This window comes from Bacillus sp. LLTC93 (assembly GCF_002993125.1).
In the GTDB taxonomy this organism is placed as follows: Bacteria; Bacillota; Bacilli; order Bacillales; family Bacillaceae; genus Bacillus; species Bacillus zhangzhouensis.
The window spans coordinates 423,643-436,265 of the sequence record NZ_PVME01000003.1; the positions used below are offsets into that span (position 1 = coordinate 423,643).

At 43.2% G+C, this 12,623-nt stretch carries 12 protein-coding genes; 2 read left to right on the plus strand and 10 right to left on the minus strand.

Annotated elements, in window-relative coordinates:
• Positions 1-2 precede the first annotated feature (2 nt).
• The 4 genes from C6W18_RS11630 to proG form a co-directional block, all read right to left on the minus strand.
• Positions 3-965, minus strand: coding sequence for an ABC transporter permease (locus tag C6W18_RS11630; protein ID WP_034322254.1), 963 nt, complete (start codon positions 963-965; stop codon positions 3-5).
• Positions 962-1,897 (minus strand): ABC transporter permease, encoded by a 936-nt coding sequence (locus tag C6W18_RS11635; RefSeq protein WP_105927645.1) that lies wholly within the window; start codon positions 1,895-1,897, stop codon positions 962-964. The genes C6W18_RS11630 and C6W18_RS11635 overlap by 4 nt, the downstream gene beginning before the upstream one ends.
• An 18-nt stretch (positions 1,898-1,915) precedes the next feature.
• A complete protein-coding gene (locus tag C6W18_RS11640; RefSeq protein WP_105927646.1) occupies positions 1,916-2,740 on the minus strand; it encodes a M55 family metallopeptidase in 825 nt (274 codons plus the stop codon).
• A gap of 189 nt (positions 2,741-2,929) precedes the next feature.
• The gene (gene proG / locus C6W18_RS11645) at positions 2,930-3,754 is read right to left on the minus strand and encodes a pyrroline-5-carboxylate reductase ProG (protein ID WP_105927647.1); all 825 of its coding nucleotides are present in this window, start codon (positions 3,752-3,754) and stop codon (positions 2,930-2,932) included.
• 169 nt (positions 3,755-3,923) lie between these two features.
• On the opposite strand from proG, the gene C6W18_RS11650 reads away from it, so the two are divergent.
• Complete coding sequence (locus C6W18_RS11650) at positions 3,924-5,246, plus strand: S1C family serine protease (RefSeq protein ID WP_105927648.1); 1,323 nt, start codon at positions 3,924-3,926, stop codon at positions 5,244-5,246.
• Positions 5,247-5,677: 431 nt separating this feature from the next.
• On the opposite strand, the gene C6W18_RS11655 is transcribed toward C6W18_RS11650, so the two are convergent.
• Positions 5,678-6,634, minus strand: a complete 957-nt coding sequence (locus C6W18_RS11655; RefSeq protein ID WP_105927649.1) for a ring-cleaving dioxygenase — start codon at positions 6,632-6,634, stop codon at positions 5,678-5,680.
• 330 nt (positions 6,635-6,964) lie between these two features.
• Between C6W18_RS11655 and C6W18_RS11660 the strand changes: the two genes are divergently transcribed.
• Positions 6,965-8,290, plus strand: a complete 1,326-nt coding sequence (locus C6W18_RS11660; RefSeq protein ID WP_105927650.1) for an APC family permease — start codon at positions 6,965-6,967, stop codon at positions 8,288-8,290.
• 12 nt (positions 8,291-8,302) lie between these two features.
• Here the strand turns inward: C6W18_RS11660 and C6W18_RS11665 are convergent, their stop codons facing one another.
• From C6W18_RS11665 to lpdA, 5 genes are all read right to left on the minus strand, one after another.
• The gene (locus C6W18_RS11665; RefSeq protein WP_105927651.1) at positions 8,303-8,632 is read right to left on the minus strand and encodes a bh protein; all 330 of its coding nucleotides are present in this window, start codon (positions 8,630-8,632) and stop codon (positions 8,303-8,305) included.
• A 62-nt stretch (positions 8,633-8,694) separates the two neighbouring features.
• Positions 8,695-9,651: a sugar-binding transcriptional regulator gene (locus tag C6W18_RS11670; protein ID WP_034322278.1), complete on the minus strand. Its 957-nt coding sequence runs from the start codon at positions 9,649-9,651 to the stop codon at positions 8,695-8,697.
• Positions 9,652-9,744: 93 nt separating this feature from the next.
• Positions 9,745-10,551 carry an SDR family NAD(P)-dependent oxidoreductase gene (locus C6W18_RS11675; protein ID WP_034322281.1) on the minus strand — a complete coding sequence of 269 codons (807 nt, stop codon included), beginning with the start codon at positions 10,549-10,551 and terminating at the stop codon, positions 9,745-9,747.
• Positions 10,508-11,212: an SDR family NAD(P)-dependent oxidoreductase gene (locus tag C6W18_RS11680; RefSeq protein ID WP_223251690.1), complete on the minus strand. Its 705-nt coding sequence runs from the start codon at positions 11,210-11,212 to the stop codon at positions 10,508-10,510. The genes C6W18_RS11675 and C6W18_RS11680 overlap by 44 nt, the downstream gene beginning before the upstream one ends.
• A gap of 25 nt (positions 11,213-11,237) precedes the next feature.
• Entirely contained in the window at positions 11,238-12,620 is a 1,383-nt protein-coding gene (gene lpdA, locus C6W18_RS11685; protein ID WP_105927653.1) for a dihydrolipoyl dehydrogenase, read from the minus strand.
• Positions 12,621-12,623: the final 3 nt, after the last annotated feature.

Below are 12,623 nucleotides of genomic sequence, written 5' to 3' on the forward strand. Positions count from 1 at the left end.
CATCACCTCTTCATCTTTGGATCAAGCGCATCTTGCAAGCCATCACCTAAATTGTTAAAACAAAACATCGTAAGTGAAATAAAAAATGCAGGGAAGAACAAACGCCACCAGTGACCATTGTCTGACAGCACAGTTGGCAAAGCATCATTGGCCATCACGCCCCAGCTTGCAAACGGTGCCTGGATTCCTAAACCGAGAAAGCTTAGGAATGCTTCGGCAAATATCGCTGTCGGCACAGTCAAAGTCATCTGGACGATAATCGGCCCCATCGTATTCGGCAGTAAATTCCGGCGAATGATTCGCAGGCTTTTTGCACCAAAGGTTTTCGAGGCAAGGACATATTCCTGGCTTTTCAGCTGAAGAACCTGACCTCTCACGATTCTCGCCATTCCAATCCAACCTGTGACAGTGAGTGCTACAATAATGGTGACAAGCCCGGGCCCCATAAGCACCATCAATAAAATGACGACGAGTAGATAAGGAAGACCGTAGAGTACCTCGACGATTCGCATCATGACATGGTCATATCTCCCGCCCTTATAGCCAGCAATACCGCCATAAATCACGCCGATGGCAAAATCAATGAGGGCTGCCATCACACCTACAAATAACGAAATGCGTGCTCCGTACCATGTACGCGTAAACACATCTCGTCCAAGCTCATCCGTTCCAAACCAGTGAGCAGCAGAGGGCGGTAGATTTTGCATCGAAAGACGCTGCTCTGTCACACTATTTGGGGCAAGCAGCGGACCTAAGACCGCCATCATAAAAAGAAAAATCAGCACTGATAGACTAAACATCGCGAGCTTATTTTGCTTTAACCGTCTCCATGTATCTGCCCAGTACGAAAGAGAGGGTCTTTTAATGGCATGGGCTTCAGTCTTCTTTTGCTCTCTAGGAGAAAACCATTCATCCGGCACTTCATGGTTTCGATTCGGTTGATCGTGCTGAAGGTGTACACTCATGCCTTTCCTCCTTTCTGATGCAGCTGAATCCTTGGATCAAGCAGACGATACGCCACATCTACAATGAAAAGAAGTGTGATTAAAATAATGCTGTAAAAAACAGTGGTACCCATGATCACAGGGTAATCACGGTTGTTAATACTCTCGACAAAGTATTTTCCCATTCCAGGAATGGCAAATATTTTTTCAATAACAAAACTTCCTGTTAAAATACTTGCGACAAGTGTTCCAAGAATGGTCACAACGGGTAAAAGCGCATTCCGAAGCGCATGTTTAAACACAATTTTAAAAGAAGAAAGTCCTTTCGCTTTGGCAGTGCGAATATAGTCCTGCGACAGCACTTCAATCATGCTCGATCTCGTTAACCGGGCAATAATAGCCATTGGACCGACAGCCAGTGCGATTGTAGGTAGCACCATATGCATCGGACTTGTCCACATCGCTGTAGGGAAAAGCTTCAAATTCACAGCAAGCTGCTGAATTAATAAGGTAGCAAAGATAAAATTTGGAATGGATATACCGAAAACAGCAATGGTCATGGCGATATAATCAATCAAACCATTATGCCGGAGGGCAGCCATAACCCCTAGCAGGATGCCGGAGATGACAGCAATCAATATTGAGATAAGACCAAGTTCTAATGAGACTGGGAAGCCTCTCGCCAATAGATCATTGACACTTTCAGAAGGCTTTTTAATGGAAGGACCAAAATCAAAGGTAACGATGGATTTTAAATAGATGACATATTGAACATAAAGTGGTTCGTCTAAGTGATAGTAGCTTTCGAGGTTTCGTTGGACGGTTTCATTTGTATTTCGTTCTTCATTGAAGGGCGATCCTGGAATGACCTTCATCAGAATAAACGTTAAAGTCGTAATGGTTAAGATCGTGGCAATCATTGCAATAAAACGCCTGAGCAAAAAGCTGGCCATCTGCTGTCTCCCCCTCGCTTAACAAAATGTTGTACGTGCGGCAAGCTCTGTCATGACAAGCATCGCTTGGTAGGCTTCTAAAATATTTTTTGCTTGATACGTCACCGTCGTCGTTCCTTCTATGATGGCAGTACCCGGCATTAAATTCGCCCATTCAGCTTGTCCATAATTGGCAAACTCGATCTTAAGCATTGGCTGATCAGGAGGCGTCAGCGGCTTGATTTGATGAATTTGTTTCATTGCAGCTTCCACTTGCTGCGAGATTTGTTTATTTACCTTGGTTGGGGTTAAGCATTTTACAGCAGATCTTGAAATGGTTTCTTTCACTGCAACAGTTTTCACGCCAGGCATCAGCTTTTCTGCTTCAAATGCCGCTTGATCGTCTCCGCATACAAGGATCACCGGAACACCATAATAGCCTGCAACATACGCATTAAAGCCCATTTCACCAATTGGATGATCATTTATGTAAAAATGTCTGACACCAAAAATCATACTGTGGGACATCACACCTTTCATTGACGCCCTCGCATGGTAGCCTAAAAAAACAGCTGCATCATACGTTTGATCTAATCCTTGCACCATTGAATAAGGTTTTACATCGCCTGATATGAGGGCTGCCTCTTCATGCAGTTCTTCGATCAAGAGATTATTCATTTTAGAATGACTGTCATTGATTAAAATATCGGTTGCACCATGCCCAAGAAGAGCTTCTACACAGGCATTCACTTCACCTGTCATGATTTTTCTGCCCCGCTCATAATTGTGCTGACGGGCATCGACAAATGTATGATCAGCTAGACCAGTAATACCCTCCATATCGACAGATACATAGAGCTTCATCCCCATCCCCCTTTAATTAAACTTAAAATTTGTGTATATTTTTCTAAATTTTCTAAAAAATTATATGAGAACTTGATTGATTTTTCAATACATTTTCTAAAAATAAGGAGTTTAGACTCAGCTAATACAGGTCAAAAGAATAGCAAGTAAAGGGTTTTTTTAACAAATAAAACACCACTAACTATGTCTTTAGTGGTGTTTATCTGCTTCGTCGACCTGCAATTTCAGCTGATCGTATTTCTTCATGGTTTGTGTAAATAAGTCATCAAACATCTGGGGTGCCTGCCTTTGAATGACCGCAGCGCCTTCTCCTGTAATCCCGCCTTTTGTCGCCACCCTATTGACCGTTTCAGCGAATGTGAGGCCGTGTTCTACAAGGACTTGTCCTGTGCCTAAAAGCGCATAAGTTAAAAATTCATATGCTTCCTCTAAGGAAAGCTCACTATTTCTCACCGCGGCTTTCGCCATTTCTTCAAAAATAGCAGCGATAAAACCAGGAGATGAGCTTGTCAAATTACTCGCCGCATCAAACCGATCTTCCTCCACTTCCCGGACGATGCTAAAAGCTGAAAGCAGACGGTTCAAGCGTTCTTTCTCTTCATCCCCTACGGTAACACCATGTGCAACAAGTGATACGCCCGTCCCAACGGCTGAAGTCAAAGTTGGGATGTATCTGGATACTGGTTGATTCGTATGCTGCGTTAATTTATCTAACGTTACAGCCGCTGCCACTGACACAACATGTATCGCTTTCTTTGCCGGGTGTAGCTGATCCAGAACGTCAAGTACAGCAAGCGGCGGCACACAGACAAACAGAACATCACATGACGCAGAAAGTTCATCTAATGAGCAGATGTTAACATCTTGGTGCTTCTCTTTGAGCTGATGAAGCCGCTCCGTTTCACTTCTTGTATGAATCATAAACTGTCGGGCATCTAGCACCCCTTTTTCCAGCCATTTTTGTACCATCATATCAGCCATGCTTCCATATCCAATGATTCCGATTGTCTCCACAGTTTAATCTCCTCTATTTTGCTTAGATTCACTACTTATTTTAACAATTTCCCACAATGTTTTCATTTTTATCCCACATTTTTTTCTTACGATAAAGTCAGTATCCACCACATACCGTAAAACACCTTGAACACATACATGTAAAAATTGATGAAAGAGAGTGATCCGAATGACAAATCACAAAGATGAAAAACAATCTTCATATGAATTACAAACAATCGAACAACCAAAAAAACAGAAGAAGAAGCCGAGTGGTTGGTTTAAACCTTTCATAAGCGGCATTGTAGGCGGTACGTTAGCATTAGGTGTCTACGTCCTTACGCCATATGCTCAGCACTCAGAAAGCAGTACAGCAAATGAATCGTCAACAAAAACCGAAGCTGTTTCCACTAATGATACAAGTACCAATACGTCAAAATCCACTGCCGTACAAACATCGAATTCATCAAGCAGCATTTCCAATATGGTCGAAAATGTATCACCAGCCATTGTCGGCATTACAAACTACCAAGCGCAAAGTCAAACAGATACGAGCTTTGGCGATGTCAATACGCCTTTTGATGAATCACAGCAAAACCAAAACAACAGCAGTCAAGAGGAAGAGACCGGTACAGGCTCAGGGGTGATTTTTAAAAAATCTGGCAGTAAAGCCTATGTATTAACAAACAACCATGTCATTGAAGGGGCAAACAAACTGACGGTCTCCTTGCATGATGGCAAAACCGTTGAAGGAAAACTGGTCGGTGCAGACCCGCTGACTGACCTAGCAGTTGTAGAAATTAGCAGCAGCAATGTCACGAAGGTTGCGACATTAGGCGATTCTTCTTCACTTCGAGCTGGAGAAACCGTCATCGCTATCGGAAACCCACTTGGTGAAGATTTATCAAGAACCGTGACGCAAGGAATTGTCAGCGGTGTCGATCGAACGGTCTCTATGAATACATCAGCTGGCGAGAGTAGCATCAATGTCATTCAAACAGATGCAGCCATTAACCCCGGCAACAGCGGCGGACCGCTTTTAACAACAGACGGAAAGGTTGTGGGAATTACGAGTATGAAAATCTCTGAAACAGGTGTTGAAGGAATTGGATTCGCGCTCCCAATGAATGATGTCAAACCTATCGCCGAGCAGCTTCTCGCAAAAGGAAAAATTGAGCGTCCATATATCGGCATTAGCATGCTTGATCTTGAACAAGTCCCGGATGTTTACCAGAAAGAAACACTAGGACTCAAAAGTAGTCAGCTGGATAAGGGCGTGTACGTCAAAGAAATCGCCGCCGGCTCACCTGCTGCAAAAGCTGGCTTAAAATCAGAGGATGTCATTACCGCCATCAATGGCAAAAAAGTAAAAACCGGCAGTGAATTACGACACGAACTTTACACGAATACAAAAGTAGGAGATGCAGTGAAGATCACACTCATTCGAAACGGAAAAGAAGAAACAAAACAAGTCACATTAACGCAATCGGAATCAAAGGAAGTAAGTTCCTAACAAAAAAGCAGCTCATCAAATGAGCTGCTTCAGATTGTTGACAAAGGGCTAAAATGATCTTGATTTTAGCCCTTTGTCTTCTTTTCAGCGTGATAGAAAACCTTTGCAGTCTAGGAAGGACAAGCACCGGAACGGAGCGAATTTAACATTCGTGAGTACCGGCGCGCAGGCCTGACACCGAATGCGAGGGTTTGTCTACACGCTGAAGCAGCTCATCAAATGAGCTGCTTAGATTATTGACAAAGGGCTAAAATGATCTTTATTTTAGCCCTTTGTCTTCTTTTCAGCGTGATAGAAAACCTTTGCAGTCTAGGAAGGACGAGTACTGGAGCGGAGCGAATTTGACATTCGTGAGCACCAGCACGCAGAACTGACACCGAATGCGAGGGTTTGTCTACAAGCTGAGCAGCTCATTAAATGAGCTGCTTTTGCTATGATGACTGGATTGGGGTTAATCGTTGTTCAATTTCTGCTCGTTTGTGCTCTAGAAATGGCGGAAGTGCTAGCTGATCACCAAGCTCATCCACTCCCTCATCTACTGTAAACCCAGGGCCATCTGTTGAAATTTCAAACAAAATACCATTTGGCTCTCTAAAGTAAAGTGCTTTGAAGTAGAAGCGTTCCACTACACCAGAATTCGTGAAGCCAGCCTTTGATATTTTGTCATGCCATTTTTCTAGCTCCTCTGCATCTTCCACGCGAAAGGCCACGTGATGAACACTCCCTCTGCCAGAACGCTCAGATGGCCCTTCTGCTTTTTCAATCACATGAATCTCTGTTCCAGCTCCGCCATTTCCTGACTCAAAAATGGTCACGATCTCACCATCACTTGATTGTTCACGTGCCCTTTCAGTGAAACCAAGGATGCCCGTTAAGACGCCGATCGTTTTTTCTACCTTTGCAACTGTTAATTCTACAGGACCTAAACCTCTAATCGCATAATCTGCAGGAATATCGTCATGTACTGGCGGTGAACCTGCCTCATGTCCGCTCGGTTCTACTGTCAAAAATAGTTGCTGCCCTTCTGGATCTGTAAATCGCAGGGCAGGTCTTCCGCCTCTTAAGGAAGCTGTTTCTTGCTGCACGCCTTTTTCTTCAAACCGCTTCTCCCAAAATGAAAGTGCTTCTTCAGAAGAAACGAGAAGGCCTGTGCGTGTGATGGCATTGGTTCCTTCCAAACGGCGGGCCAGCATTGGAATTTCAAAGAATGTGAGTTCCGTTCCTGGTGAGGCGACCTCATCTCCATAAAACAAGTGATACATAGAAGGGTCATCCTGATTAACTGTTTTCTTCACAAGTTTTAAGCCAAGGATTTGGCGGTAGAAATCAACATTATTCTGAGCATTGGCTGTTAGTGCAGATACGTGGTGAATCCCATTTATTCTCATTATTTTTCACTCCTATTTCAAAATATCTCGAATTCAAGATAATATCCTTATGAATAAAATAGGTTATTTTTCAAGAAAAGTCAACCGTTTGGCTGCACGTTTACTGGATGTTCGGTTTTCGCCCTTTAAATTAACATTAAAACGAAAATAATCTTATATTGTTCGTTTTTAACACAACATTCACCCTAATATCTCCAATAAACAAACACTTTTAAATACAAATACGAAAATCAGAAAATTTTTTTAATTCTTGTTTTCTTAAAATCGTATTACAATGAACAAAATACATGTCACAGTAACGTACGAAAGTGATGCAGGAGGTCGTGTGTAATGAACAAAGAACAACCAGCGTTAAAACAAGACATCGGCTTATTTTTTGCCCTATCTCTTGTCATCGGGACAATTATTGGGTCAGGCGTCTTTATGAAGCCAGGCAACGTCCTTTCCTATTCAGGAAGCTCCGACATCGCATTATTTGCTTGGCTGTTAGGTGGGATATTAACCCTTGCAGGTGGACTGACTGTCGCCGAAATTGGTACACAAATCCCGCGAACCGGCGGCTTGTATGCCTATCTTGAAGAAGTGTACGGTGAATTTTGGGGCTACTTATGCGGCTGGGTGCAAATTATCATTTACGGACCTGCCATTATTGGTGCTCTTGGTCTTTATTTTGGTTCATTATTATCCAATTTATTTTCTCTTTCTTCTTTATGGTCTACAACTATTGGCATTATCACGGTTCTATTTTTATGTGTCATCAACATTATGGGAACGAAATACGGTGGGTTTGTACAAGGACTAACCACGATCGGAAAGCTTGTCCCGATTGCCGCTATTATTGTGTTTGGCTTATGGAAAGGAAATGAAAACATCTTTACGGCTGTCAACGATAGTATCGCTCAGATGAACTTCGGTGCAGCGGTTTTGGCTACGTTGTTTGCCTATGATGGCTGGATTTTGCTTGCAGCGCTTGGCGGTGAAATGAAAAACCCAGAGAAACTGCTTCCTCGAGCGATGGCAGGCGGGATTTTAATTGTCACGGCCTGTTATCTCTTTATTAATGTGGCACTTTTGCACGTGTTACCAGCTAATGAAATCGTTCAGCTAGGTGAAAATGCAACAAGTACTGCTGCCACAATACTCTTTGGTCCAATTGGCGGTAAAATCATTAGCATTGGGATCATCATTAGTATCTTTGGTTGTTTGAACGGAAAGGTTCTTTCATTCCCACGTGTGATTTTTGCAATGGCAGAACGAAAGCAAATTCCTTTTGCCAAAGCCATTTCACGTATTCATCCTACCTTCCAAACACCTTGGGTCGCTGTATTTGTGCAAATTTTGATCGCCATTGTATTTATGATCGTTAGTAATCCAGAGAAGCTGTCAGAGGTTTCCATTTTCATGATTTATATTTTTTATGTAATGGCCTTTTTCGCTGTATTTAAGCTAAGAAAACAAAACAGCGGAATGAAGCGCGCTTATAGCGTACCACTTTATCCACTGACACCGATTGTTGCGATTATCGGCTCTTTATTCGTCTTAATCAGCACGATGATCACGGATTGGAAAAGCTGCCTTTTCTCCATACTGATCGGGATAGCTGGACTGCCTATTTATTATTATATGAAAAAGACCCAAAATAAAGCAGAGAGCTAAACAGCCTCTGCTTTATTTTTTATATTGCTTGATCACTTTGTATGATTCGTTTAAATATCTCATGAGCCGGTATGGCTTACTTAGCACGCGGATTGGGAGCCTTGAGATAAAGCCATTCAGATTCGCCTTATATTCCTGCGTCATCCGCTTTGGCTTTGTCGCAATTTTTTCATATACTTCTTTGTAAAATTCCTTCATGATGTCGACTTGCACGCTGATCTTCTGATGACACTCTGTACACTCAACGCTTTTCATTTGATCATTCACATAAACGATGCTGTGGAGGGTCTCTTCTTGGCACCGAGTACAGTATAGATTTGCTTCCATTTCGGTTTGCTTCAAGATACACAGCTCCTTTCTCGTTTGATGTTGCTCTTTTTATACAATACGATCACCGCCGCCATTTATTGGACTGATGCTTCCTTTAAAATGGCTGTCGCAGTCTGTTCGTCGGTCACCAGCACTTGGATGAAGCCGCCATTTAAAGCCCCTAAAATACTTTCAGCTTTATGGGTTCCTTCCACAACAGCAATGACAGTTTTGACGCTCTTTAATTGTTCTAACGATAAGCCAATGACCTTTTGGTTCAGTTCATCTTGGACGGGTTTTCCTTCTCCATCAAAGAAGCGAAAACCAATATCACCGACAGCACCTGATTGTCTTAATCCAGATAAATCCTCTTCTTTTAAATAACCGACTGTTTTTAAAGTAGAGCCTTTATGCGGGTTACCAATACCGATGAGGGCAATATCCACATTTCTGCCTTCTTCAAGCACAGCTTCTATGTCCTGCATCGCCATGAGCCGTTCCTTTAATTCTTCTGTCTCTAAAATCGCAGGGGCATATAAATAGGAACATGTGCCATTCATTTTCTTTGCCAGCTCATATGCCAGCTGATTGGCATGAATGTCGACTGCCTGCCTGCCCATCCCGCCCTCTAAAGGGATGACTTTGATTTCGTTTCTTCGTTCAAACGGATATTCTTTGACAAGCTCAGCAAGCGTGGTTCCCCAAGAAATGCCGATTTTCTCAGCGTCTTTCATGTTTTTAGAAAGATAATAAGCTCCTGCCTGACCGACTGCCCGCTTGACCATCTCAGACATTGTCCCGACACTTGGGACCACGACAGCATCTGTTAATTGAAAGGTCGTTTCTAGCTGCTTTTCAAGTTCCACCGTATGAATGCTTTCGTCTTTAATGTACACTTCAACGATTCCCACATCTTTTGCTTTTTGTAGAAGTTTTGAAATGACTGGTCTTGAGACATTGAGCTTTTTTGCAATTTCCTGCTGCGTCCACCCGTCTGTATAATAAAGATGTGCAACCTTGACGAGCTGTCGTCTTTCTTCCCAATTCAGCATGTGACATCATCCTTTTAATATACTATGATTACCAGTATACCAAACATTCGTTTCCAATTGGAACAATTGTTATGAAAATGACAAAAAGAGCGATCAACTCTCCGCTCTTTTTCCCTCGGTATATTTCGGCTGGTACGTTCTCCCGCCATCTAACAGGATAATCTGTCCGTGCAAATAGCTTCCTTCGTTACTTGTGAGAAATAAAGTGAGACCTGCGATGTCCTCAGGTTTTCCTAATCTCCCGATAGGAATGAGCGATTGGAGCTGCCTTTTCTCCTCCTCAGTAGGATAAAGGGTATCAAGCATCTGAGATTCAATGACGCGGGGTGCAATCACATTGATGCGCACATGATGTGTGCCTAATTCCTTTACGAGCGAACGCATCAGGCCAAAAGCACCTGCTTTTGACGCGTAATACTGAATACCGCCGCCAGAGCCTGTTATCGCAGATCCCGATCCAATAATGACCATACTGCCTTCTTGCCGCTCACATAAATAGGGTGCCGAGGCTTTAATGCAATAAAAAAGACCATATAAATTCACAGCTAGTGTCTTTTTCCAAAGCGAAAAATCAACTTCTAAAAAGGGAAGTGATTTCGTCATCCCTGCTGAATACACAAGATGATCAATGCCGCCTAGCTCCCTTTCAGCTGCTGACATCATCTGCTGAACACTTTCCCACGATGAAACGTCAGCTTGAAACGTCAGTAGCTGAGGATGCTGTTTTTTTAAGAGTGAAAGTCCCTGTTCATCTATATCTGACACAGCAACACGATGCCCTTCTTTTAAAAAACGCTCGGCAATTTCTTTCCCGATCCCTTGGGCCCCACCAACGATAAGAACTGCTTTTTGATGATTAGCCAGCGCTCTCACCCCCGTCAAGCATAATCGCTGCTCCATCTGTAAATGCCCCATACGACGTACTTAAGAACACCGTCATATGAGCCACAGTCTCCTTGATTTGCTCTGTGTCAGGAAGCAAATGGAGAGGAGGCGGCAATAGTGCTAACACCCGGATGCCTTTGTCTTTAAATTCTCGCGCTAAACCTTTTGTCATGGCATTCAGCATACTATTCGATGTAGCATGTGACATCCCGCCATCACCTGTTATACTGCCTGAAGACGATATATTAATAATGCAGCCTTGCTTATGGTCAACCATGTGCCATACAGCGGCTTGACTGGAAAGAAAAGCTGTATTTACGGTCGATTCCACTTCATCCACCCATCTATCAGGGCTTACGCCAGCAACAAGCTCCGTGCCCACTTTTTGCTCTGCTTGATTGACCAAAATATCAAGCTTGCCGCATGTATCTATCACTTGCCTCATCATGTTCGTTGCATCTCGCGGTGTCTCTAGTGGATTCATGATGATACTTGATTGGCCACCCATTTTTTGAATGTCTTCACTAATGGTTTTTGCCTTTGATTCATCATAAAAAGTGTGTATAAAAACATGTGCACCTGCCCGGGCTAAAGCCAGGCAGATGGCTTCTCCAAACCCATCTGTGCTACCTGTTACAAGTGCCGCTTTCTGATGAAGCTGGACGTGCACATGCATCTCCTCCCTATCACTTGTTTGGCCTCTATTTTCTCAGCTTACTCACGATATGAAGGGCTGCTTCATAAAAGCCTTCTGAGATGGTTGGATGCGGATGAATCATTTTGGCCATCTCTTCTGCCGTCCCTTCTAAATACATAAATGAGGAAGCTTCTGATATCATCTCTGTTACGTGCGGACCAACCATAGTGGCGCCAATGACTTCACCATATGCTGTATCGTACACTAGTTTAATAAAGCCTGTTTGAACACCTGCCGCCAATGCTTTTCCGCTTGCAGCTAAATCGAATCGTTCTGTTTGAACTTTAAGACCTTTTGCTTTCGCCTCTTTCTCTGTAAGCCCAACACTCGCCACCTCTGGTAATGTATAAATACATCTAGGTACGATATCGGAATTCATTTTTTCAAGCTCTCCGCATATATTACTGACCGCAACGGCTGCCTCTGCCATCGCTGCATGGGCTAGCTGATAGCCGCCGGCGACGTCGCCAACTGCATATACACCTTCAGCACTTGTTTGCATCTGGTCATTCACTTTGATAAAAGGTCCATCTAACTGAAGATTCAGCTGGCTAACCGCTGATACATTAGGCTTTCTTCCTACACAAACGAGCAGTCTTTCAGCCGTAAAGATATGTGTTTCTCCTTTATCATCTGTTGCATGAACCGCTTTGACGCCTTCGCTTTCTGTCACCTCTGTCACAGTGGTTTTCGTCGCAATATGGATGCCTTTTTTCTTTAATTCTCTTTCTAGCAGCTTAGATGCTTCCTCATCCTCTTGTGGAATAATGGACGGAGCCGCTTCAATAATAGTGACTTTTGATTGTAGACTCTGGAAGATACATGCCAGTTCAAGACCAATGACACCTCCGCCAATAATGACGACAGAAGCAGGAATATCTGGGATATCAAAGATCGTATCACTTGTATCAAATTGAATCTCTTTGAGCCCCGGAATTGGCGGTATGGCAGGTGAAGATCCGGTGGCAATAATGAGCTCTTTCGTTTCAATCGATTCTGATCCGGCTTGTTGTTCAATCTCAATACGATGCTTTGTGACAGCTGTACCTCTGCCGTTATATACATCAATCTTTCCTTGCTTTAATAAAAAGGCGATTCCGCCTCTGAGCTTTTCAATGACATCATCTTTACGCTTTCTCATTTTTTCGAAGGAAAGGACCAAGTCTCCTGTTTCGATTCCCCAGCTTTTCGCCTTCTCAATTGATTCAATGACTTCTGCATGTTTGAGCAGTGTCTTTGAAGGGATACAGCCTCGATTTAAACAAGTACCACCTAGAAAATCCTCTTCAATTAAAGCGACCTTTCGTCCGCGCTCAGCTGCTTGAAGGGCGGCAGTATACCCGCCAGGCCCTCCGCCAATGACTGTCAGATCATACGTTTTCGTCATCCG